Raw genomic sequence first — 22,283 nt, forward strand, 5'->3', positions numbered from 1 at the left:
ACGAGTTACGAGGATGAGAGGGGCGCCGCATGGCCGCACCCGCGCCGATCCTGCGGATGAGCGGGATCGGCAAGCAGTTCCCCGGCGTGAAGGCACTGGACGGCGTCGACTTCCGGCTGCTGCCGGGCGAGGTTCACGCGCTGATGGGGGAGAACGGCGCCGGTAAGTCCACCTTGATCAAGGTGCTTACCGGCGTCTACGACATCGACGCCGGCGAGATCGAGCTGGAGGGCCGACCGGTCGCCTTCTCGAGCCCCCTCGCCGCGCAGCAGGCGGGCATCAGCACCGTCTACCAGGAGGTCAACCTCTGCACGAACCTGTCGGTGGCGGAGAACATCTTCATCGGACGTGAGCCCCGTCGGCTCGGCCGTATCCAATGGAAGGCGATGCGCCGCCGGGCCGAGGAGCTCCTCGCCCGGCTCGACCTCGACATCGACGTGTCGGCGCCCCTGTCGTCGTACTCGCTGGCGCTCCAGCAGATGGTCGCGATCGCGCGGGCGGTCGACATCGACGCGAAGGTTCTCATCCTCGACGAGCCCACCTCCAGCCTGGACGCCGGGGAGGTCGCCCAGCTCTTCACGGTGATGCGCAGGCTCAAGGAGCAGGGCATCGCGATCCTGTTCGTCTCGCACTTCCTCGACCAGATCTACGAGATCTCCGACCGGATGACGATCCTGCGCAACGGCACGCTCGTGGGGGAGTACCTCACCAGCGAGCTGAGCCAGGTCGATCTGATCGGCAAGATGATCGGCCGCGAGCTGGCCGACCTCGAGAAGCTGGAGGAACGCCCGCCGGCCGGCGAGGGTGCGCCGCTGGTGCAGGCCGAGGAGCTGGGCCGCGCCGGCGCCATCGAGCCGTTCACGCTCACCATCCACGAGGGCGAGGTCGTCGGCCTGGCCGGGCTGCTCGGCTCGGGCCGTACGGAGATCGCCCGGCTGCTGTTCGGCGCCGACCACGCGGGCACCGGCTCGCTGAAGATCGACGGCGAGCAGGTCAGCCTGCGCACGCCGCGCTCGGCCGTCGCCCGCAAGCTCGCCTTCTGTTCCGAGAACCGGCGCGCCGAGGGCCTCATCCCCGACCTGACGGTCCGGGAGAATCTCATCCTCGCCCTGCAGGCCTCCCGCGGCTGGACCAGGCCGATCCCCCGGCGCAAGCAGGACGAGCTGGTCGACAAGTACATCGCCGCGCTGAACATCCGCCCGGCCAATCCCGACCAGCTCATCAGGAACCTCAGCGGCGGCAACCAGCAGAAGGTGCTGCTGGCCCGCTGGCTCATCCTGGAGCCCCGTCTGCTCATCCTCGACGAGCCGACCCGCGGCATCGACGTCGGCGCCAAGACCGAGATCCAGCGCCTCGTCGCCGAGCTGTCGGACGGCGGGATGGCCGTGCTGTTCATCTCCGCCGAACTGGAGGAGGTGCTGCGGCTCAGCCACAAGGTCGGCGTGCTCCGCGACCGCAAGCTGGTCGCCCAGATGGACAACGAGGGGCTGACGACCGACACCCTGACGGAGACGATCGCGAGCGGAGCCCGATCATGAGCCGGATCCTGAAGCATCGCCTGTTCTGGCCCCTGGTCATCCTGGTCGCGTTGCTGGCACTGAACCTCATCTTCACGGACAACTTCTTCAAGATCCAGATGAAGGAGGGGCACCTCTACGGCAGCCTGATCGACATCGTCCGGTTCGGCGCGCCGCTGATCCTGGTGTCGCTCGGCATGACGCTGGTCATCGCCACCAGCGGCATCGACCTGTCGGTCGGCTCGGTCGTGGCGATCGCCGGCGCGCTGGCCTGCCTGCGCATCAGCGGCCTGTCCGACCAGAACTCGGTGGGCGGCGTGCTCGGGGCCGTGGGCCTCGCGCTGGTGCTGTCGGTGGTCCTCGGCGCGTGGAACGGCTTCCTCGTCGCGGGCATCGGCATCCAGCCGATCATCGCGACGCTGATCCTGATGGTCGCCGGGCGCGGCCTGGCCCAGCTCATCACCGACGGCCAGATCACCACAATCAACAGCTCGCCGTACAAGCTGATCGGCGGCGGCTACTGGCTGACGCTGCCGTTCGGGATCATCATCGTGGCGGTCGTGCTCGCGCTCACCGCGTTCCTCACCCGGCGCCTGGCGCTCGGCCTGCTCATCGAGTCGGTCGGCGGCAACGCCGAGGCGAGCCGCCTGGCCGGCATCAGCGCCCGCGGCGTGCTCATGACGGTGTACGCGTTCTGCGGGCTGTGCGCCGGCATCGCGGGCCTGATGATCAGCTCGAACGTCTCCAGCGCCGACGGCAACAACGCCGGTCTGTGGATCGAGCTGGACGCGATCCTCGCCGTCGTCATCGGTGGCACCCCGCTGTCCGGCGGCCGGTTCTCGCTGAGCGGCACCGTGCTGGGCGCCCTCATCATCCAGACGCTGACCACCACGATCTACTCGATCGGCGTTCCGCCGGAGACGACGCTGCTGTTCAAGGCGCTCGTGGTGACGATCGTCTGCCTGATCCAGTCCCCGGCCTTCCGCACGAAGGTGTTCCACCGCCGCAGACGCCCGATGGCGGCGCGTCCGGCGGCCGAAGAGAAGGTGAGGGTCTCGGCATGACGAGCATCACCGACGTGGTGGGCCTGCACCGTACGGTCCCGCCGAAGTACATCCCGGTCCTGGTGACCGCGGGCCTGTTCGTGGCCATGTTCCTGGCGGGCGGCATCCGCTACGAGAACTTCGCCACCGGGCAGATCATCCTCAACGTCTTCATCGACAACGCGTTTCTGCTGGTCGTCGCGGTCGGCATGACGTTCGTGATCCTCACCGGCGGCATCGACCTGTCGGTCGGTTCGGTGGTCGCGCTCGCCACGATGTTGAGCGCCAGCCTGCTGAAGGACGGCTGGCCGGCGTACGCGGTCATGGCTCTGGTGCTGGTGATCGGCGCGGTGCTGGGCCTGGCCATGGGCGCCATCATCCACTACTTCGAGATCCAGCCGTTCATCGTCACGCTGGCCGGGATGTTCCTGGCCCGCGGCCTGTGCTACACGATCAGCACCGAGTCGATCCCGATCGAGAACCCGACGTTCACCGACATCGCCCAGACGCGGATCAACCTCGGCGGCGACCTGTCGGTCTCCCCGAGCGCGGTGATCGCGGTGGTGGTCGTGCTGATCGCGGCGTACGTGCTGCACTACACCCGGCTCGGCCGCAACGTCTACGCGACCGGCGGCAGCGAGCAGTCGGCCCTGCTCATGGGTCTCCCGGTGGCCCGTACGAAGATCGCGGTCTACACCATCAGCGGGTTCTGCTCGGCCCTCGGCGGCCTGCTGTTCGCCTTCTACTCGCTGTCGGGCTACGGACTGAGCGCCGTGGGCATGGAACTGGACGCGATTGCCGCGGTCGTCATCGGCGGTACGCTGCTGACCGGCGGGAGCGGCTTCCTACTGGGCACCGTGCTCGGCGTGCTCGTGCTGGGGCTGATCCAGACGATCATCAGCTTCGAGGGCACGCTCAGCTCCTGGTGGACCAGGATCTTCATTGGTCTGCTGCTCTTCGTCTTCATCCTCCTGCAGCGCGTGTTCTCCGGTGGATCGCGCCGCCGAACTCCTTGACGTGAAGAAACGTCTCCCAGTCCCTTCTATCGGCCGCATCGAGCTGTGCGGCGACCCCCAACCAAGGAGATGCATATGAGGTTGCTACGAATCGGGGGCGTGGTGTCCGCCATCGCGCTCGCCGCGACAATGACGGCCTGCGGCTCCAGCGAGAAGACGGTGGACACCGAGGCGTCCGCGTCCTCCGGGGCAGGCAGCGCCGGAGCCCTGATCGGCGTCACCATGCCCACGAAGTCGTCGGAGCGCTGGATCCACGACGGCGACAACGTGAAGCAGCAGCTCGAGAGCCTCGGCTACAAGGTGGACCTCCAGTACGCCGAGAACGACATCCCCACCCAGGTCAACCAGATCGAGAACCAGATCACCAAGGGCGCCAAGCTCCTGATCATCGCCTCGATCGACGGCACCGCGCTCACCTCGCAGCTCCAGGAGGCCGCGGACAACAAGATCCCGGTCATCGCCTACGACCGGCTCATCCGCAACAGCCCGAACGTCGACTACTACGCCACCTTCGACAACTTCAAGGTCGGCGTGCAGCAGGCGACCTCGCTGCTGAAGGGCCTCGGCGTCGACAGCGGCAAGAAGGGCCCGTTCAACGTCGAGCTGTTCGGCGGCTCGCCCGACGACAACAACGCCACCTTCTTCTGGAACGGCGCGATGTCGGTGCTCAAGCCGAAGATCGACGACGGCACGCTGAAGGTCAAGAGCGGCCAGACCGACTTCAAGCAGGCCGCCATCCTGCGGTGGGACCCCGCCACGGCGCAGAAGCGCATGGAGGACATCCTCACCAAGACCTACACCGGTGACGCCAAGGTCGACGGCGTGCTCTCGCCGTACGACGGGCTGTCCATCGGCATCCTGTCGGCGCTCAAGAGCTCCGGCTACGGCACCAGCGGCCAGCCGTACCCGGTCGTGACCGGCCAGGACGCCGAGCTGGCGTCGGTCAAGTCGATCGTCGCGGGTGAGCAGTACTCGACCATCTTCAAGGACACCCGCAAGCTCGCGGAGCAGACCGTGAAGATGGCGGACGCGGTGCTGAAGGGTCAGAAGCCCGAGGTGAACAACGAGAAGGACTACGACAACGGCAACAAGGTCGTCCCGTCGTACCTGCTCGACCCGGTGGTCGTCGACAAGGACAACTACAAGGACGTCATCGTCGGCAGCGGCTACTACACCGAGGACCAGCTCAAGTAGGGATCCGGGCCCGGGGAGCAGTCCCCGGGCCCTCCCTGAGCGGGGGGCACATGACCGAGCACATCTTGCGAATGAGCGGGATCACCAAGACATTCCCCGGAGTGACGGCCCTGCAGGACGTCAACCTGGCGGTACGGCGGGGTGAGATCCACGCGATCTGCGGCGAGAACGGCGCCGGCAAGTCGACGCTGATGAAGGTGCTGTCCGGGGTCTATCCCCACGGCCAGTACGACGGCGAGATCACCTTCGAGGGCAGACGCTGCGAGTTCGGCGGCATCCGCGACAGCGAGCACGCCGGCATCGTCATCATCCACCAGGAGCTGGCGCTGTGCCCGCAGCTGTCGATCGCGGAGAACATCTACCTCGGCAACGAGCGGGCCACGCGTGGCGTCATCGACTGGAACCGCACCAACTACGAGGCCGGCGAGCTGCTGAAGCGGGTCGGCCTGCGCGAGAACCCCACGACGACGGTCTCCGACATCGGCGTGGGCAAGCAGCAGCTCGTGGAGATCGCCAAGGCGCTGTCGAAGGAGGTCAAGCTCCTCATCCTCGACGAGCCGACCGCGGCGCTCAACGACGAGGACTCGGCCCACCTGCTCGACCTGCTGCGCGGGCTCAGGGACGAGGGCATCACGTGCGTGATCATCTCGCACAAGCTCAACGAAGTGACCGCGATCGCCGACTCCGTCACGATCCTCCGTGACGGGCACACGATCGAGACGCTGGACATGGCCGCCGACCGCGTGACCGAGGACCGCATCATCTCCGGGATGGTCGGCCGCGCCCTCGACAACCGCTTCCCGCCGCGCACGCCGGCGATCGGCGATGAGGCGTTCCGCATCGAGGACTGGACGGTCTACAGCCCCAGCCAGCCCGGCAGGAAGGTGGTCGACGGGGCCTCGCTCATGCTGCGGCGTGGTGAGATCGTGGGCCTGGCCGGGCTGATGGGCGCCGGGCGCACCGAACTGGCGATGAGCGTGTTCGGGCGGACGTACGGCGTGCACATCTCCGGCAGGATCTTCAAGGGCGGCCGGCAGATCGAGATCCGCACCGTGCAGGACGCGATCAGGCACGGCGTCGCCTACGCCACCGAGGACCGCAAGAGGTACGGCCTCAACCTGATCGAGGACATCAAGCGCAATATCAGCGCGGCCTGGCTCAAGGGCCTGTCCAGGCGCGGCTGGGTGAACGAGTACGAGGAATACCGCGTCGCCCAGCAGTTCCGCGGGAGCATGAACATCAAGGCGCCCGGCGTGGACAGCGTCGTCGGCAAGCTGAGCGGCGGCAACCAGCAAAAGGTCGTGCTCTCCAAGTGGATCCTGACCGAGCCGGACGTGCTGATCCTCGACGAGCCGACCCGGGGCATCGACGTCGGCGCCAAGTACGAGATATACATGATCATCAACCGTCTGGCGGAGCAGGGCAAGGCCGTGCTGGTGATCTCGTCTGAGCTGCCCGAATTGCTCGGCCTCTGCGACCGTATCTACACGCTCTCGGAGGGGCGCGTCACCGGCGAGGTGCCGCGCGAGGAGGCCACGCAGGAACGCCTCATGTATCTCATGACCAAGGGACAGGAGTAGCTCGCATGAGCAGCATCACGCCCGCCGACGTGGAGGTCGGCGCCAAGGGCGGCGGGGGAGCGCCGGGGCGGCCGGGTCGGGTGTCGCTCGGCGGGCTGTCGCTCAACCTGCGCTCCAGCGGCATCTACATCGCCTTCGCACTGATCATCGTGTTGTTCTCGGTGCTGACCGACGGCGCACTGCTGCAGCCGCAGAACATCTCCAACATCATCGTCCAGAATTCCTACATCCTGATCCTCGCGATCGGGATGATCCTGGTCATCATCGCGGGGCACATCGACCTGTCGGTCGGCTCGGTGGTCGCGGTCACCGGCGCGCTGGCCGCGGTGCTCATGGTGAACATGGGCGTGCCCTGGCCGGCGGCCCTGCTGATCACGATCGTGGCCGGAGCCGTGATCGGGGCCTGGCAGGGGTACTGGATCGCGTACTTCGGCATCCCCGCTTTCATCGTCACGCTGGCCGGCATGCTGCTGTTCCGGGCGCTGACCCTCACCGTCCTGGGCAACCAGGGCATCGGCCCGTTCCCCGACCAGGTCCGCACGCTGGCCAACGGCTTCACCGACGGCTGGCTGGGCAACATCGGCCTCGGCCCGCTCGGCGGCGCCGACCTGTTCAGCCTGCTGGTCGGCATCGTCGCGATCGCCGGCATGATCCTCGCGCAGTGGCGCACCCGGAGCGCCCGCAAGGGCTACGGCCAGGCGGTCGACTCCCTGGTGCTGTTCGCGTTGAAGATGGCGGCAGGAGCCGCGCTGATCCTCTTCCTCGTCGTGCAGCTCGCCCGCTTCAAGAACCTGCCGTGGGTGCTCGTGCTGCTGGCGGTGCTCGTGCTGGCGTACTCGCTGATGGCGAACCGCACGGTCTTCGGGCGGCAGATCTACGCCATCGGCGGCAACCTGCAGGCGGCCGTGATGTCCGGCGTGAAGGTCAAGTCGGTGGTCTTCTGGATCTTCGTCAACATGGGGGTGCTGTCGGCGATCGCCGGTGTCATCTTCGCCGGCCGGCTCAACCAGGCGGGCCCCACCGCGGGCAACAGCTTCGAGCTGGACGCGATCGCCGCGGCCTTCATCGGCGGCGCGGCCGTGCAGGGCGGCGTGGGCAAGGTGGTCGGCGCGATCACCGGTGGTCTGATCATGGCGGTGATCAACAACGGCATGTCGCTGATCGGCTCGCCCAGTGAGCGGGTCATGCTCGTCAAGGGTGCCGTGCTGCTCGCCGCGGTGGCGTTCGACGTGTGGACCAAGCGCAGGGCCGGCACCGCGCGCTGACGCCCGCGGACATCGACAGAAACCGGTTTCGGGCCGCCGGCCGCATCGCCGGCCGGCGGCCCCCCGCTCCGGGCATGGGCGGCGCAAGAGCCTCTGGAGGTTGAGTGTGAACGTTAACAGTGATCGTTATGTGGTCGGTGTGGATTACGGCACGTTGTCCGGCCGCGCCGTGGTGGTCCGGGTGAGCGATGGCGCGGAGCTGGGCAGCGCCGTGCACGAGTACGCCCACAGGGTGATCGAGGACGCGTTACCGGGCTCCGGCGTCCGCCTCGGACCGGACTGGGCCCTGCAGTCGCCCGCGGACTGGATCGACGTGCTGCGGCACGCGGTGCCCAAGGCGCTGGCCGCCGCGCAGGTCCCGGCCGAGCAGGTGATCGGCATCGGCACGGACTTCACCGCCTGCACGATCCTGCCCGCCACCGCCGACGGCCACCCGCTGTGCGAGGAGTTCCCCGAGCGGCCGCACGCCTGGCCGAAGCTCTGGAAGCACCACGCGGCCCAGCCGCACGCCGACCGCATCAACGCGCTGGCCGCCGAGCGCGGCGAGGCGTGGCTGCCGCGGTACGGCGGCAAGATCTCCTCCGAGTGGGCCTTCGCCAAGGGCTTGCAGCTGCTGGAGGAGGACCCGGAGATGTACGACCGGGCCGACCGCTGGATCGAGGCCGCCGACTGGATCATCTGGCAGCTCACCGGGGTGGAGACCCGCAACGTCTGCACCGCCGGGTACAAGGCCGTCCACCAGGACGGCGCCTATCCCTCCGAGGACTTCCTGGCCGCGCTCGATCCCGCCTTCTCCGGCTTCACCCGGAAGCTCGGCCAGGAGCTCGCTCCGCTCGGCGGCCTCGCCGGCCACCTGACCGCGCGGGCCGCCGAGTGGACGGGCCTGCCCGAGGGGATCGCGGTGGCGGTCGGCAACGTCGACGCCCACGTCACCGCCGCGGCGGCCGACGCCGTGCGGCCGGGCCAGATGGTCGCCATCATGGGCACCTCCACCTGCCACGTCATGTGCTCCGACCAGCTCGCCGAGGTTCCCGGCATGTGCGGCGTGGTGCGCGACGGCATCGTCCCCGGACTGTGGGGCTACGAGGCGGGCCAGTCCGCCGTCGGCGACATCTTCGGCTGGTTCGTGGACAACTGCGTGCCCGCGTCGTACGCGGAACGGGCCGCCGAGGCGGGGCTCGGGCTGCACGAGTACCTCACCTCCCTCGCCGCCGAGCAGAAGGTCGGGCAGCACGGGCTGGTCGCCCTCGACTGGCACGGCGGCAACCGCTCGGTCCTGGTCGACCACACCCTCTCCGGCGTCGTCGTCGGCCAGACGCTCGCCACCCGGCCTGAGGACGTCTACCGGGCGCTCATCGAGGCCACCGCGTTCGGCGCCAGGACGATCGTGGAGACGTTCGAGGCGGCCGGGGTCCCGGTGGAGGAGTTCGTCGTCGCCGGCGGCCTGCTCAAGAACGGCTTCCTCATGCAGACGTACGCCGACGTGCTGCGCCGCCCGCTGTCGGTGATCGGCTCCGACCAGGGGCCGGCCCTCGGCTCGGCGATCCACGCGGCCGTCGCCGCGGGCGCCTATTCCGACATCACCGCCGCCGCGGCGGCCATGGGCAAGCGCCAGGCCGCCGCGTACGCGCCCGACGCCGAGCGGGCCGACGCCTACGACCGGCTGTACGCCGAGTACCGCGGGTTGCACGACCACTTCGCGGACGGCGGGATGCTCCACCGGCTCCGCGCTATCAGGAACGAGGCCAGTGCATGATCGATGAACTTCGCAGGGAAGTCTGCCGGCTCCACGCCGAACTGGTGCGATACAACCTCGTCGCCTGGACGGCCGGCAATGTGTCGGGCAGGGTGCCGGGCGAGGACCTGTTCGTCATCAAGCCCAGCGGCGTGTCGTACGACGACCTGACCCCGGAGTCGATCGTGGTCTGCGACCTCGACGGCAACCTGGTCGAGGGCGACCTCTCTCCGTCCAGCGACACGGCGGCGCACGCCTACGTCTACCGACACATGCCGGAGGTCAACGGCGTGGTGCACACCCACTCCACGTACGCCTCGGCGTGGGCGGCCCGCGGTGAGGCGATCCCGTGCGTGCTCACCGCGATGGCCGACGAGTTCGGCGGGGAGATCCCCCTCGGGCCGTTCGCGCTCATCGGCAACGACGACATCGGCAAGGGGATCGTCGCGACCCTGACCGGTCACCGCTCCCGCGCCGTGCTGATGCAGAACCACGGCGTTTTCACCATCGGCGAGTCGCCGAAGGCGGCCGTCAAGGCCGCCGTGATGTGCGAGGACGTCGCCCGCACCGTGCACGTCTCCCGGCAGCTCGGCGAGCCCCTGCCGATCGCGCAGGGCGACATCGACCGCTTGTACGACCGGTATCAGAACGTCTATGGACAGAGGAGTCACCTGTGAAGCTATGGTTCCTGACCGGTAGCCAGGGCCTGTACGGCGAGGACACGCTGCGGCAGGTGGCCGAGCAGTCCCAGCGCATCGCCGAGCAGCTGGGCGAGGCGCTGCCGTTCGAGCTCGAGTGGCGGCCCGTGCTCACCGACGCGGCGGCCATCCGCCGCGTGTGCCTTGAGGCCAACGGTGACGACGACTGCATCGGCCTGATCGCGTGGATGCACACGTTCTCCCCGGCCAAGATGTGGATCGCCGGCCTGGACGCGTTGCGCAAGCCGCTGCTGCACCTGCACACGCAGGCCAACGTGGAACTGCCGTGGAGCTCCATCGACATGGACTTCATGAACCTCAACCAGGCCGCCCACGGCGACCGTGAGTTCGGCTACATCCAGACGCGCCTCGGCGTGCCGCGCAAGACCGTCGCGGGCCACGTGAGCGACCCGGCGGTGGCGGCGCGGATCGCCACCTGGGCCCGCGCCGCGGCCGGCCGGGCCGAGGTCGGCTCGCTGCGCCTGGCCCGCTTCGGCGACAACATGCGCGACGTCGCCGTGACCGAGGGCGACAAGGTCGAGGCGCAGCTGCGGTTCGGGGTGTCGGTGAACACCTACGGCGTCAACGAGCTGGTCGAGGCCGTGGACGCCGCCGCGGACGCCGACGTGTCCGCCCTCGTCAAGGAATACGAGGACCTCTACCGGATGGCCCCCGAGCTGCGCGCGGGCGGGGAGCGGCACGAGTCGCTGCGTTACTCGGCCCGCATCGAGCTGGGCCTGCGGCACTTCCTGGAGGGCGGCGGCTTCAAGGCGTTCACCACGAACTTCGAGGACCTGGGCGGGCTGCGCCAGCTTCCCGGCCTGGCCGTGCAGCGGCTCATGGCCGAGGGCTACGGCTTCGGCGGCGAGGGCGACTGGAAGACCTCGGTGCTGCTGCGCACGCTCAAGGTCATGTCGGCGGGCCTGCCCGGCGGCACCTCGTTCATGGAGGACTACACCTACCACCTCACCCCGGGCGAGGAGCTCATCCTCGGCGCGCACATGCTGGAGGTCTGCCCGACGATCGCGGCGGACACCCCCGCGTGCGAGATCCACCCGCTCAGCATCGGCGGCCGGGAGGACCCGGTGCGGCTCGTGTTCGACGCCGCCCCCGGCCCCGCCGTGGTGGTGGGCCTGTCCGACATGGGCGAGCGGTTCCGGCTGGTGGCCAACGAGATCGACGTGGTCGCCCCGCCCGAGCCGCTGCCCGCCCTGCCGGTCGCCCGCGCGGTGTGGCGGCCCCGGCCCGACATGCGCACCTCCGCCGAGTCGTGGATCACGGCCGGCGCCCCGCACCACACGGTGCTCTCCTCGGCCATCGGGTCCGAGGAGCTGACCGACTTCGCCGACATGCTCGGCGTCGAGTTGCTCGTCATCGACGAGGCGACCACCTCCCGCCAGTTCGTCAAGGAACTGCGGTGGAACCAGGCCTACTATCGGCTCGCGCAAGGATTTTGATGGGAAAACGTGTTCATCTGCTCCGGGGGGTGGTGGGCGGCCTGGCCGCCCTCACACTCGGAGCGGGGGCACTCGTCCCGTCCGCCGCCTCGGCGGCGGACGAGGGCCTCGCTCTCTGGTACAAGCTCGACGAGACCTCCGGCACCGTGGCCGCCGACTCCTCCGGCAACGGCAGGAACGGCACGCTCGACGGTGACGCGAGCTGGGGCGACGGCCTCCAGCTCGGCGGCACGAACGGGTACGTGAAGGTGCCCGACAACCTCATGCGCGGCATGACCTCGATCACGGTCGCGCTCGACGTCTGGATCGACCCCATGCAGGCCACGCCGTACTTCGTCTACGGCTTCGGCAACTCGAGCGGGTCGAGCGGCAACGGCTATCTGTTCACCACCGGCAACACCTTCCGCACGTCGATCGCCTCGGGCAACTGGTCGACCGAGCAGAACGCCAACGCCGGCGTCAACCTGCCGCGCGGCGGCTGGCAGCACATCGCGTACACGCTCGGCGGCGGCGTCGGGGTGCTGTACCAGAACGGCGACGAGGTCGCCCGCAACACCGCCGTCACGCTCACCCCGGGCTCGATCGGCGGCGGCACGACCACGGCCGACTACATCGGCCGTTCGCTCTACTCGGGCGACAAGTACCTCAAGGGCAGGGTCAAGGACTTCCGCGTCTACGGCCGGGCCCTCGGCGCGTCCGAGATCGCCCAGCTCGCGGGGCCGGTCAACGCCGAGATCGTCAAGCAGGACGCCACGGCGCTCGACCTCGGCGACACCGGCGCGGTCCGGTCCGACCTGACGCTGCCGGCCAAGGGCGCGTCCGGGTCCACGATCACCTGGGCGTCCAGCGACCCTTCGGTCGTCAGCACGACCGGCGCGGTCACCCGGCCGCCGGCGGGCGCGGCGGACGCCCATGTCACCCTCACCGCCACGCTCACCAAGGGCACGGCGACCGAGACGAAGACGTTCGACGTCACCGTCGAGGCGATCTACACCGACAAGCGGGCCGTCGAGACCGACGCAGGCAAGCTCGTCGTGCACAACATCGACGACGTCCGCGGCAACCTGACGCTGCCGACGAAGGGCGAGAACGGCACCACCATCACCTGGCGGTCCAGCAAGCCGGACACGCTCGGCGAGACCGGCGAGGTCAACCGTCCCACGCCGGGCGCCGAAGCCGTGAAGGTGAACCTCAAGGCCACGATCTCGCGCGGCGGCCACCAGGCCGTGCGCATCTTCAAGCCCGAGGTGCCGGCGCTGCCCGCCAAGGAGCCGTACAAGGGCTACCTGTTCGCCTACTTCACCGGCGAGGGCTACTCGAACGGCGAGCAGATCTACAACGCGCTGAGCAAGGGCAACGACCCGCTGCACTGGCAGGAGCTCAACGGCGGCCGGCCGGTCGTCACCTCCGAGGTCGGCGAGAAGGGCCTGCGCGACCCGTTCGTCATCCGCTCGCCCGAGGGCGACAGGTTCTACATGATCGCCACGGACCTCAAGATCTACGGCAACGGCGACTGGGACCGCGCGCAGCGCGGCGGCAGCCGCTCGATCATGGTGGCCGAGTCGACCGACCTGGTGCACTGGACGAACCAGCGGCTCGTCCAGGTCTCCCCGCCTGAGGCCGGCAACACCTGGGCGCCGGAGGCGTACTACGACAAGACCCTCGGCGCGTACGTGGTGTTCTGGGCGTCCAAGCTGTACGACAACCCGCAGCACACGGGGGACACGTACAACAAGATGGTGTACGCGACGACCCGCGACTTCTACACCTTCTCCGAGCCGAAGATCTGGAAGGACCCGGGCTACTCGGTCATCGACTCGACGGTGATCGAGCACAACGGGACCTACTACCGCTTCACGAAGGACGAGAGGAACAACACCTCCTCCAGCCCGTGCAGCAAGTACATCATCGAGGAGAAGTCCACCTCGCTGACCGACACGAACTGGGGCTTCGTGAAGGAGTGCATCGGCTCCGGCGCGCTGTCGCGCGGTGAGGGGCCGACGATCTTCAAGTCCAACACCGAGGACAAGTGGTACCTGTTCATCGACGAGTACGGCGGCCGCGGCTACGTGCCCTTCGAGTCGACCGACCTCGAGAAGGGCGACTGGACCGTCCCGGCCGACTACCAGCTCCCGAGCCGTCCGCGTCACGGCACGGTGCTGGGCGTCACGCAGGCCGAGTACGACCGGCTGCTCTCCGCTCTCGGCTGATCCGGGCTCTCGGCTGATCCGGTCTCGCTGACCGATCGCGGGCCCTTCCCCTCCAGGGGAAGGGCCCGTTCGTGTGTCGGACGCCGTGCGTCAGGCCGCCCGCCGGGTCAGCGACCGGGAGGCGAGGGCGGACCGGGCCGCCGCGAGCGCGCTGTTGATCGACACCTCGCCGAGCAGGCCGGGCGCCGCCACCTGGTCGCCGGTCAGCCAGACGCCGTCGCCGCGCTGGACCGCCGGCCGGTCGCGCCACGACGTGCCGGGCAGGTCGAGCGCGCCGCTGCGCCCGGCGGCCACGGCGTCGCGGCGCCAGGTCGTCCGCCCGCGCCAGCCTGGGAGGGCGAGGTCGGCGATCCGCTCCAGCCGCCCGAGCGCGGCGGCCTTCGGCTCGCCGGGACGCATCGGCATCTCCAACTGGACGAGGCTTTCCCCGGGCGGGGCCAGGGACGGGTCGGGCAGCGAGTAATGCTCCAGGAAGCCGCCCTCGTCCAGGTCGCTGACGAGGAACAGGTCCCGCGGGTCGGCGCGTACCGCGAGATCGAGCAGGACCGCCCGGCCGCTCTCGCCGCGCAGCGAGTCGTCGCCCAGCAGGCCGCGGGCGGCGTCGAGGGAGGTGGCGACGATCACCGGTCCCTCCGGCAGCCGGTCTGCCCTCGACCCGGTCTCGATGCGTACGCCGAGGTCGCGCGCCCGCGCGGCCATCCGGTCGATCACCCGCCCCCAGCCGCCGGCCACATAGCGGACGGACGGGTAGCGCGGAGCGGTGACGCGCAGGAGCCGCTCCCAGGCGAAGGCCGCCGACAGCCGGCCGGGGTCGGCGTCGTAGGTGACGACTCCCAGCAGTCCGGCGGCGGCCTGTGCGGCCTCGGCGCCGAAGCGGCGGGTGGCCCAGGAGCCGAAGTCCTCGTCCACCGGCGCCCGCAGGCCGCGCCGGGCGATCATCCGCAGCAGCCCGGCCGGGGGCCGCCCGGTCAGCCTCCCGTCCCGGCGGAACCGCGCCCGGGCCAGGTGCCCCGGCCGCGGCAGAGCGTACGGCCGGACCAGTCCCCGCTCGTCCAGCCACCGCCAGGGCAGGCCGTCGGAGTAGAAGACGTGGGTGCCGTCGTTGGCGACGTACGGCGTAGCGGTGGAGCGGGCGCGCCCGCCGAGGGTGTGGTGCGCCTCGTGCAGGACGACGGCCGCACCGCCCTCGGCGCAGGCGATGGCGGCGGTCAGCCCGGCAAGCCCGCCGCCCACGATCGTGATGGTTTCTCTCATGCACTCCCGGACGCGTTCGGGGTCGCCATTCGTGACATCTTGTCCGGGTTGGCAATGAGGTAGACGGTATGGATCAGACCGCCGCCGATCATCAGCGAGATGACCGTGACGGGACGGCCCTCCAGTCGGGCGACGATCGCGGGCCCGCCGTTGACTTCGGCGATCTCCATGTCCAGCTCCGAGCCGGGGGGAGCGCCCAAGGAGGCCAGGAAGCGCCGGCGGCCCTCCGGGCTCGCGATCGCGACGAGGAAGCGGGCGACCGGCACGGCGCCGGCCAGCTCCCGCAGCGGCGCCCGGACCTTGCCGCCGCCGTCGCCGACCATGCGGACGTCCGCGGTGAGCAGCGCCGTCAGGCCCTCGATGTCCCCTTCCGCGCAGGCCGCGACGAAGCGCTCGGTGATCGTGCGCCGCTCACGCCGGTCCACGTCGAAGCGCGGCCTGCGCTCGCGCACGTGGTCGCGGGCGCGCCTGGCGAGTTGTCGTACGGCAGGCTCGCCCCGGCCGAGGACTTCGGCGATCTCGGCGTGGGAGAAACCGAACGCCTCCCGCAGGACGAACACGGCCCGTTCCAGCGGGGACAGCGTCTCCAGCACGACGAGGAGGGCCAGCTCGACGCTGTCGGCGCGTTCCGCGGGCTCCCCGGAGTCCGGCGCGGTGACGACCGGCTCGGGCAGCCAGGGCCCGACGTACGCCTCCCGCCTGGCCCGCACCCGGCGCAGCCGGTCGATGGCGAGGTTGGTGGTGACGCGCACGAGGTAGGCCTTCGGGTCGGCCACCGACGCGGCGTCCACCTCCGCCCAGCGCAGCCACGCCTCCTGGACCACGTCCTCCGCGTCCGCTGCGCTGCCGAGGATGCGGTAGGCCACACCGACGAGCAGGCTCCGGTGCGCGGTGAAGACTTCGATGGTCATGTCATGCCAGACGTATCATGCCCGCCGTTGTGTGACATCGGCTCGTCCGGTTACCGTCCCCGCGCGGACTCCTATACACTGACTGCGTCGCAAGGGGCTATAGCGCAGCTGGTAGCGCACTTCCATGGCATGGAAGGGGTCTGGGGTTCGAGTCCCCATAGCTCCACAACACCTCAAGGGCGGTCGATCGACCGCCCTTCTTCATGTCAGAAGGCGGCCCGTTCTCAGGTCCCCTCAGGGCACGCCGAGGAGGCGGAGGACCGCCGTGGTGGCGGCGGCGAGGACGACGATCAGGGGGAACGGCGCTTTCCGCAGCGTGAGGATCCCGGCGACCAGCACCCCGGCGGGCCTGGCCCATCCGGCGAAGCCGTGCCCCTCGGTGAGGGCCGAGGTGGCGACCAGGCCGATCAGCAGCACGGTCGCGGCGACGGACAGCAGGTGGCGCAGGCGGCCGGGCAGCCGGAGCCGGTGTCGCAGCACAGGCCCGGCCAGGCGGAACGCGTAGGTGCCGGCGGCCAGGGCGACGACGGCGAGCAGGGGCATCAGCGGACCTCCCGGTCGGGCAGTGGGGCCGGCGCGCGCGTGGCGAGCACCAGGCCGGTCAGGGCGAGCAGCACCGGCAGGCCTGCGGGCAGGAACGGCGTGGCCGCCACCGCGACCACCGCACCCACGACGCAGGCCCGGCGCAGGGCGGCGGTCCGCACGTTCCGTTCGGTGAGCGAGGGCAGCACGAGGGCGAGCAGCACCGCGGGGAAGGCCGCGTCCAGCCCCAGGGCGGCGGTGTCGCCGATGCCGCGCCCGGCCAGCGCGCCGAGCACGACGGCCGCGTTCCAGCTGACGAACAGACCGAGCCCGCAGGCCCAGAACGCGGCGTGACGCCGGCGGGGATCGCCGTCGCGCAGCACGAAGGCCACCGCCTCGTCCGTCATGAGGTGCGCGCCGGTGAGGCGTGTCCACCACCGGCCGCCGAGGACGTCGCCGATCGCGAAGCCGAACGGCAGCAGGCGCGCGTTCAGCACCAGACCGGCCGCGACGGCGGCGATCGGGGCGCCGCCGGACAGCACCACGCCGACCGCGGCGAACTGCGCTCCTCCGGCGAACACCACCAGGGACATGACGACCGGCACCCACGGAGGCAGGCCGCCGGACACGGAGATCGCGCCGAACGCGGCGCCCACCATGGCGTCGGCGAGGCATACCAGGGCGATGTCGCGGAGTGTGCCGCGATCGAGTGTTCGCCAGACCGAATGCATGTCCAGTAGAGTGAACAACGATGATGGGGTTCGTCAAGTCGAACAAACGGAAGTGTGGAGCGAACACGTGGCTGAGAGGCCGTCCTTCGACCTGATCACGCTCATCGCGGCGTCGATCCGCAGGGAGCGCGAGCGTACCGGTCTGTCGCTGACCGAGCTGGCCAGGCGCGCGGGCATCGCCAAGTCCACGCTCTCCCAGCTGGAGTCGGGCGTCGGCAACCCGAGCGTGGAGACGCTGTGGGCGCTCGGGGTCGCGCTCGGCGTGCCGTTCAGCCGCCTGGTGGACCCACCCCGGCCGGCCGTACGGGTGATCCGGGCCGGGGAGGGGCCCGCGACGTACTCCGAGCAGGCCAGCTACTCGGCCACCCTGCTGGCCTCGTGCCCGCCGAACGCGCGGCGCGACCTGTACCGGATCTCGGCCCAGCCGGGCCGGCCGCGCACCTCCGACCCGCACATGGCCGGCACCGTCGAGCACCTCCTGATCGGCACCGGACGCGCGCTGGCCGGGCCCGCGGAGGAGCCGGTCGAGCTCGGGCCGGGCGACTACATCGCCTACCCCGGCGACGCCCCCCACGTCTTCGAGGCCCTCGAGCCCGACACGACCGCGGTCATCGTCATGGAGCACATCTAGCCCTCCTGCGGCTTCCCGCGGCGGGCGACGGCCGTACGGGCGGCGACGCCCGCCACGGTCGCGGTGGCGCAGGCCGCGAGCGCGAGGGGCGGCACCAGCGGCGTGAGGGCCCCGAGGGCGGCGAGGACGAGCACCCCCGCGAGATGCGCCCTCGGGACGCGTCCCCAGACCGCCCGCTTGAACAGCGCGTGCCCGGTGAGGAAGAGCGCGGGGCCGCCCAGCACGGCGATCGCCGTCCCGGGCGCGGTGTGGCCGCCCGGGTGGTGGATCACGAGTTCGTCGGCCACGGCCGACACGACGACGCCGGCGACCATCGGCAGGTGGAGGAAGGTGTAGGCCGAGCGGGCGAGCCGCCCCGGGTCCTCCGCCGCGGCGATCACCCGGCTGCCCGCCTCGGCGCTGCTGCCGAAGTAGGTCCACCACAGGCCGACGCTCGCGCCGAACGCGGTGAGAAGGGCCGCGCCGGCCGCGGGCGACGGGTGCGCGGCGAAGGTCGCCCCGGTGACCAGGATCGACTCGCCGAACGCGATGATCAGGAAGAGCTGGCAGCGCTCGGCCAGGTGGGCGCCGTCGATCGACCAGTCCGTGGTCGCCGACCTGCCGAGGCCGGGCGTGACGAATCCGACCCAGGGCGCCAGCAGGTCGGCCCCCACCGCCGCCGCCCAGAGCAGTTCCCTGGACAGGCCCTGCGACAGGCCGCCCGCGATCCAGAACGCCCCCGACAGCACCGCCCAGGCGAGCACGCGCGCCAGGTTGCGCCGCAGCGGGCCCCGCGGCGCGGCGGCCACCGAGCACGCCGTACGGACGACCTGGACGGCCACGTACGCCGCGGCGAACATCAGGCCGTGCTCGCCGAAGGCCCGGGGGAGGGCCGCCGACATGACCAGGCTCGCCAGCATGACGGCGACCAGCACGATCCGCACCGAGGGGCGGTCGGGGTCGAACCAGTTCGTGTGCCAGGCGGTGTAGATCCACGCCCACCAGACGGCGAGCAACAGCAACAGGGTCTGCGCCGTGCCGCGCCACGACAGGTGGCCGAGCAGCAGATGGGAGAGCTGAGTGACCGCGAACACGTACACGAGGTCGAAGAACAGCTCGGTGAACGTGACCCGCTGCTCCCCGCCGCGCGGGCGGAGCGTGCCCGTGTGCATCGTCACGGCGGCCCACGCTAGGGATCTTTCCGCCGAAAGGGAAGAAGATATCTTGATATACCAGGATCCGCTGGCGTACGTTCGAGCGGATGAGAGCGGAAGAGCTGCGCAGCCATCGCTGGTACGGCACCGACAGCCTCAGGTCGTTCAGCCACCGGGCGCGCACCCGGCAGCTCGGCATCGCGGCGGAGGAGCACCTCGGCAAGCCCGTCGTCGGCATCCTCAACACCTGGAGCCAGCTCAACCCCTGTCACGCGCATCTGCGTGAGCGGGCCGAGGACGTCCGGCGCGGCGTCTGGCAGGCCGGGGGCTACCCCGTGGAGCTGCCGGTCATGGCGGTGGGGGAGACCTTCCAGAAGCCGACGGCCATGCTCTACCGGAATCTGCTCGCGATGGAGACCGAGGAGGTGCTCCGCTCCTATCCCGTCGACGCCGCCGTGCTCATGGGCGGGTGCGACAAGACCACCCCGGCGCTCGTCATGGGCGCGATCAGCGTGGACCTGCCGGTCGTCTTCGTGCCGTGCGGGCCGATGCTGCCCGGTGACTGGCGCGGGCAGCGACTCGGCAGCGGCAGCGACATGTGGAGATACTGGGCCGAACGACGGGCGGGGCGGCTCGGCGACGAGCAGTGGGCGGAGATCGAGGAGGGCATCGCCCGCTCGCCCGGCCACTGTATGACGATGGGCACGGCGTCCACGATGACCTCGGTGGCCGAGGTGCTCGGGCTCACGCTGCCGGGCGCCGCCTCGATCCCGGCCGTGCTGTCGGCGCACACCCGGATGGCCGCCGCGAGCGGTCGCCTCGCGGTGGACCTGGCCTGGCACGGTCCCCGGCCGTCGCAGGTGCTGGACGAGAGGGCCTACCACGACGCGGTGACCGCCGTGCTGGCCCTGGGCGGCTCGACCAACGCGGTGATCCATCTGATCGCGATGGCCCGCCGCAGCGGGGTGCACCTCACGCTCGACGACTTCGACGCCGCCTCCCGCCGGGTGCCCGTCCTCGCGGACGTGCGGCCGGGCGGAGCGTTCCTGATGGAGGACTTCCACCGGGCGGGCGGCGTCCCCGCGCTGCTGCACAGGATCGCGAACCTGCTCCACCTCGACCGGCCCACGGTCGGCGGCTCCGGCGTCATGACGCGGGAGCCGTACGACGACACGGTCATCAGGCGCAGGGACGACCCCGTGTCGCCGGAGGGCGGGCTGGCCGTGCTGCGCGGCAACCTCGCGCCGGGCGGTGCCGTGATCAAGCATGTGGCCGCGGAGCCGCGGCTGCTGCGGCACACCGGGCCTGCCGTGGTGTTCGAGGGACACCAGGACCTGCTGCGCCGCATCGACGAGGTGGACGTCACGGCCGACAGCGTGCTGGTGCTGCGCGGCGCCGGACCGAAGGGCGGCCCCGGCATGCCCGAGCACGGCATGCTGCCGATCCCCGAGCGGCTGCTGAAGCAGGGCGTGCGCGACATGGTGCGGATCTCCGACGCGCGGATGAGCGGCACCAGCTACGGCGCCTGCGTGCTGCACGTCGCCCCGGAGTCGCACGTCGGCGGGCCGCTGGCACTCGTGCGGGACGGCGACCCGATCACGCTGGACGTCGAGGCGCGGCGCCTCACACTGGAGGTTCCGGACGAGGAACTCGACCGCAGGCGGCGCTCCTGGACGCCGCCGCCCCCGCGCTACACCCGAGGGTACGGCGCGCTGCACGAGGCGCACATCCTCCAGGCCGACGAGGGATGCGACCTCGACTTCATGCGGGGATCCGGCGGGGCGCCCGAGCCGGACGTCGACTGATCGGGATTGGTATACCGGTACGCATGACCGCTGAGCACGTGCTGAGTCCGGTGGCCAGATCGACCACCCGCACCGACCTGGTCGCCGACGCGATCCGCACCGCGATCCTGTCCGGGCGCCTCGCGCAGGGGGAGACGCTGGTGGAGCGCCGCCTGGCCGAGCGGCTCGGCGTCTCCAAGACGCCCGTCAGGGAGGCTCTCATCGGACTGGCCGCCACCGGGCTGGTCGTGATCGGCCCCAACCGGGGGGTGACGGTGCGCGTGGTGGAGCGCGCCGACCTCCGGAAGGCGTACGAGGTCAGGCTGCTGCTCGAACCGTGGGCGATCGGCCGGACGGCGGCCTCCGGACCCGCGGCGGACGGCGCGCGGGCGGCCCTCGCCGAGGCGCGGGCGCTGCTCGCGGGCACCGACACGGCGGCCCTCAGCCTGGCCAACCGGCGTTTCCATCGTGAGCTCTACGCCCGGTGCGGCAACGAACTGGTGGTCGCCCAGCTCGACACTCTGCAGGACCTCGCCGCGCTCGGCAGCGTCACCGTGCTCTGGCGGGACCGGCCCACGTGGCCCGAGGAGCACGAGGAGCACGAGACGGTCCTCGCCGCCGTCGAGGCGGGCGACGCCGCGCTCGCCGAGCGGCTGACCCGCCGCCACATCGAGCGCTCGGTCGCCCGCCTCGCCTAGAAACGGGCTCAGGCGAGCGTACGCAGAATGTCCGAAACCCTCTGCCGGTCGGGGCCGGTCAGTTCGGTCATCGGCGGGCGTACGGCCCTGCCGCACACGCCGAGTTGCGCGAGCGCCTCCTTGACCACCGAGACGTTGTGCTCGCTGCCGTTCGCGGCGCGCAGATCCTCGATGGGCTTGAGCAGCCGCCACACCTTCGCGGCGCCCGTCCGGTCGCCCGCCCGGAGCAGGGCGTGCAGCTCGAGCGACAGCTCGGGGGCGATGGCCGCCAGCCCGGAGGTGAAGCCCTCCGCGCCGCCCGGCCAGAAGAACGGCGCCCAGGTCTCGGCGAGCCCGCACAGCCAGACCGGCCCCTCGACGGCGGCGGCGAGGGCGGCCATGGCCACCGGGTCGGGCACCGCGTACTTGATCCCCACCACGTTGGGGCACTCGCGCAGCAGGTCCCGCAGGGCGCGTTGGGTCACGGCGGGGGAGCGCACGTAGCAGACCACGCCGAGGTCGGGCACCGCCTGGGCGATCTCCCGGTGGTAGGCCGTCCAGCCGGCCTCCGACTGGTAGGGGTGCACCGGCTGGTGGACCATGACGGCCTGGCAGCCCTGCCGGGCGGCGTCCCTGGCCAGCCGTACGGCCCGGCGCGCCTCGTGGCCCACGCCCGCGATCACGACGGCGTCCGGCGCGGCCCTCCGGGTGACGGCGACGACCCGGGACAGCTCGTCGTCGTCCAGCGAGTAGAACTCCCCGGTGTTGCCGTTGGGGGTGAGGGCGCGCACTCCGCTTCTCGTCAGTCGCTCGACGACGGCCGCGAGCGCCGGCTCGTCGATCCGGCCGCCGTCGTCGAATGGGGTGACCGTGACGGCGACCACGCCGCGCAGCGCCTCGCGGACCTCGTCGATCATGTGAACCT

At 70.8% G+C, this 22,283-nt stretch carries 19 protein-coding genes and 1 tRNA gene; 14 read left to right on the plus strand and 6 right to left on the minus strand.

The features are described 5' to 3' along the window. Nucleotides 1–29 precede the first annotated feature (29 nt). From QSK36_RS00220 to QSK36_RS00265, 10 genes are all read left to right on the plus strand, one after another. The gene (locus QSK36_RS00220) at nt 30–1,538 is read left to right on the plus strand and encodes a sugar ABC transporter ATP-binding protein (protein WP_285780905.1); all 1,509 of its coding nucleotides are present in this window, start codon (nt 30–32) and stop codon (nt 1,536–1,538) included. Beyond that, nucleotides 1,535–2,581 (plus strand): ABC transporter permease, encoded by a 1,047-nt coding sequence (locus QSK36_RS00225; RefSeq protein ID WP_183544167.1) that lies wholly within the window; start codon nt 1,535–1,537, stop codon nt 2,579–2,581. Before QSK36_RS00220 ends, QSK36_RS00225 begins: the two co-directional genes overlap by 4 nt. After that, nucleotides 2,578–3,576 carry a galactofuranose ABC transporter, permease protein YjfF gene (gene yjfF, locus QSK36_RS00230; RefSeq protein WP_285780906.1) on the plus strand — a complete coding sequence of 333 codons (999 nt, stop codon included), beginning with the start codon at nt 2,578–2,580 and terminating at the stop codon, nt 3,574–3,576. Before QSK36_RS00225 ends, yjfF begins: the two co-directional genes overlap by 4 nt. Nucleotides 3,577–3,651: 75 nt before the next feature. Further along, entirely contained in the window at nt 3,652–4,770 is a 1,119-nt protein-coding gene (chvE, locus tag QSK36_RS00235; protein ID WP_183544163.1) for a multiple monosaccharide ABC transporter substrate-binding protein, read from the plus strand. A gap of 50 nt (nt 4,771–4,820) precedes the next feature. Then, on the plus strand, nt 4,821–6,350 hold the full coding sequence (mmsA, locus tag QSK36_RS00240; RefSeq protein WP_285780907.1) for a multiple monosaccharide ABC transporter ATP-binding protein: 1,530 nt from the start codon (nt 4,821–4,823) through the stop codon (nt 6,348–6,350). A 5-nt stretch (nt 6,351–6,355) separates the two neighbouring features. After that, the gene (gene mmsB, locus QSK36_RS00245; protein WP_183544159.1) at nt 6,356–7,615 is read left to right on the plus strand and encodes a multiple monosaccharide ABC transporter permease; all 1,260 of its coding nucleotides are present in this window, start codon (nt 6,356–6,358) and stop codon (nt 7,613–7,615) included. A gap of 106 nt (nt 7,616–7,721) precedes the next feature. Continuing rightward, nucleotides 7,722–9,371 carry a ribulokinase gene (gene araB / locus QSK36_RS00250; RefSeq protein WP_285780908.1) on the plus strand — a complete coding sequence of 550 codons (1,650 nt, stop codon included), beginning with the start codon at nt 7,722–7,724 and terminating at the stop codon, nt 9,369–9,371. Further along, the gene (locus QSK36_RS00255) at nt 9,368–10,027 is read left to right on the plus strand and encodes an L-ribulose-5-phosphate 4-epimerase (RefSeq protein WP_079316089.1); all 660 of its coding nucleotides are present in this window, start codon (nt 9,368–9,370) and stop codon (nt 10,025–10,027) included. The genes araB and QSK36_RS00255 overlap by 4 nt, the downstream gene beginning before the upstream one ends. Further along, nucleotides 10,024–11,505: an L-arabinose isomerase gene (gene araA / locus QSK36_RS00260; RefSeq protein ID WP_183544156.1), complete on the plus strand. Its 1,482-nt coding sequence runs from the start codon at nt 10,024–10,026 to the stop codon at nt 11,503–11,505. Before QSK36_RS00255 ends, araA begins: the two co-directional genes overlap by 4 nt. Continuing rightward, entirely contained in the window at nt 11,505–13,715 is a 2,211-nt protein-coding gene (locus QSK36_RS00265) for an immunoglobulin-like domain-containing protein (protein ID WP_285780909.1), read from the plus strand. Before araA ends, QSK36_RS00265 begins: the two co-directional genes overlap by 1 nt. Before the next feature lie 90 nt (nt 13,716–13,805). Here QSK36_RS00265 and QSK36_RS00270 read toward each other — a convergent pair whose 3' ends face one another. Continuing rightward, nucleotides 13,806–14,969, minus strand: coding sequence for an NAD(P)-binding protein (locus QSK36_RS00270; protein WP_285780910.1), 1,164 nt, complete (start codon nt 14,967–14,969; stop codon nt 13,806–13,808). Beyond that, nucleotides 14,966–15,880, minus strand: a complete 915-nt coding sequence (locus tag QSK36_RS00275) for an RNA polymerase sigma-70 factor (protein ID WP_285780911.1) — start codon at nt 15,878–15,880, stop codon at nt 14,966–14,968. Before QSK36_RS00275 ends, QSK36_RS00270 begins: the two co-directional genes overlap by 4 nt. Nucleotides 15,881–15,973: 93 nt before the next feature. On the opposite strand from QSK36_RS00275, the gene QSK36_RS00280 reads away from it, so the two are divergent. Beyond that, nucleotides 15,974–16,046 (plus strand) — tRNA-Ala (locus QSK36_RS00280). A 68-nt stretch (nt 16,047–16,114) separates the two neighbouring features. Here the strand turns inward: QSK36_RS00280 and QSK36_RS00285 are convergent. Further along, the gene (locus QSK36_RS00285) at nt 16,115–16,423 is read right to left on the minus strand and encodes an AzlD domain-containing protein (RefSeq protein ID WP_183544148.1); all 309 of its coding nucleotides are present in this window, start codon (nt 16,421–16,423) and stop codon (nt 16,115–16,117) included. Then, nucleotides 16,423–17,133, minus strand: coding sequence for an AzlC family ABC transporter permease (locus QSK36_RS00290; protein WP_285780912.1), 711 nt, complete (start codon nt 17,131–17,133; stop codon nt 16,423–16,425). The genes QSK36_RS00285 and QSK36_RS00290 overlap by 1 nt, the downstream gene beginning before the upstream one ends. A 67-nt stretch (nt 17,134–17,200) precedes the next feature. Between QSK36_RS00290 and QSK36_RS00295 the strand changes: the two genes are divergently transcribed. Next, entirely contained in the window at nt 17,201–17,764 is a 564-nt protein-coding gene (locus QSK36_RS00295) for a helix-turn-helix domain-containing protein (RefSeq protein WP_285780913.1), read from the plus strand. Here the strand turns inward: QSK36_RS00295 and QSK36_RS00300 are convergent. Beyond that, nucleotides 17,761–18,915: a low temperature requirement protein A gene (locus QSK36_RS00300; protein WP_183544601.1), complete on the minus strand. Its 1,155-nt coding sequence runs from the start codon at nt 18,913–18,915 to the stop codon at nt 17,761–17,763. The two genes, QSK36_RS00295 and QSK36_RS00300, sit on opposite strands and share 4 nt — an antisense overlap. An 89-nt stretch (nt 18,916–19,004) precedes the next feature. On the opposite strand from QSK36_RS00300, the gene QSK36_RS00305 reads away from it, so the two are divergent. After that, nucleotides 19,005–20,702, plus strand: coding sequence for an IlvD/Edd family dehydratase (locus QSK36_RS00305; RefSeq protein WP_183544142.1), 1,698 nt, complete (start codon nt 19,005–19,007; stop codon nt 20,700–20,702). Between the two features lie 23 nt (nt 20,703–20,725). Then, nucleotides 20,726–21,379: a GntR family transcriptional regulator gene (locus QSK36_RS00310; protein WP_285780914.1), complete on the plus strand. Its 654-nt coding sequence runs from the start codon at nt 20,726–20,728 to the stop codon at nt 21,377–21,379. An 8-nt stretch (nt 21,380–21,387) separates the two neighbouring features. Here QSK36_RS00310 and QSK36_RS00315 read toward each other — a convergent pair whose 3' ends face one another. Further along, nucleotides 21,388–22,275: a dihydrodipicolinate synthase family protein gene (locus tag QSK36_RS00315; RefSeq protein WP_183544139.1), complete on the minus strand. Its 888-nt coding sequence runs from the start codon at nt 22,273–22,275 to the stop codon at nt 21,388–21,390. Nucleotides 22,276–22,283 lie beyond the last annotated feature (8 nt).

Origin of the sequence: Microbispora sp. NBRC 16548 (assembly GCF_030268985.1) — a bacterium.
Lineage (GTDB): Bacteria > Actinomycetota > Actinomycetes > Streptosporangiales > Streptosporangiaceae > Microbispora > Microbispora catharanthi.

Bases quoted from the DNA above. Each gene is read 5' to 3' on its own strand.
- QSK36_RS00220 (WP_285780905.1), top strand. From the start codon at position 30: ATGGCCGCACCCGCGCCGATCCTGCGGATGAGCGGGATCGGCAAGCAG.
- QSK36_RS00225 (WP_183544167.1), top strand. From the start codon at position 1,535: ATGAGCCGGATCCTGAAGCATCGCCTGTTCTGGCCCCTGGTCATCCTG.
- yjfF (WP_285780906.1), top strand. From the start codon at position 2,578: ATGACGAGCATCACCGACGTGGTGGGCCTGCACCGTACGGTCCCGCCG.
- chvE (WP_183544163.1), top strand. From the start codon at position 3,652: ATGAGGTTGCTACGAATCGGGGGCGTGGTGTCCGCCATCGCGCTCGCC.
- mmsA (WP_285780907.1), top strand. From the start codon at position 4,821: ATGACCGAGCACATCTTGCGAATGAGCGGGATCACCAAGACATTCCCC.
- mmsB (WP_183544159.1), top strand. From the start codon at position 6,356: ATGAGCAGCATCACGCCCGCCGACGTGGAGGTCGGCGCCAAGGGCGGC.
- QSK36_RS00255 (WP_079316089.1), top strand. From the start codon at position 9,368: ATGATCGATGAACTTCGCAGGGAAGTCTGCCGGCTCCACGCCGAACTG.
- QSK36_RS00265 (WP_285780909.1), top strand. From the start codon at position 11,505: ATGGGAAAACGTGTTCATCTGCTCCGGGGGGTGGTGGGCGGCCTGGCC.
- QSK36_RS00270 (WP_285780910.1), bottom strand. From the start codon at position 14,969: ATGAGAGAAACCATCACGATCGTGGGCGGCGGGCTTGCCGGGCTGACC.
- QSK36_RS00275 (WP_285780911.1), bottom strand. From the start codon at position 15,880: ATGACCATCGAAGTCTTCACCGCGCACCGGAGCCTGCTCGTCGGTGTG.
- QSK36_RS00285 (WP_183544148.1), bottom strand. From the start codon at position 16,423: ATGCCCCTGCTCGCCGTCGTCGCCCTGGCCGCCGGCACCTACGCGTTC.
- QSK36_RS00290 (WP_285780912.1), bottom strand. From the start codon at position 17,133: ATGCATTCGGTCTGGCGAACACTCGATCGCGGCACACTCCGCGACATC.
- QSK36_RS00300 (WP_183544601.1), bottom strand. From the start codon at position 18,915: ATGCACACGGGCACGCTCCGCCCGCGCGGCGGGGAGCAGCGGGTCACG.
- QSK36_RS00305 (WP_183544142.1), top strand. From the start codon at position 19,005: ATGAGAGCGGAAGAGCTGCGCAGCCATCGCTGGTACGGCACCGACAGC.
- QSK36_RS00310 (WP_285780914.1), top strand. From the start codon at position 20,726: ATGACCGCTGAGCACGTGCTGAGTCCGGTGGCCAGATCGACCACCCGC.
- QSK36_RS00315 (WP_183544139.1), bottom strand. From the start codon at position 22,275: ATGATCGACGAGGTCCGCGAGGCGCTGCGCGGCGTGGTCGCCGTCACG.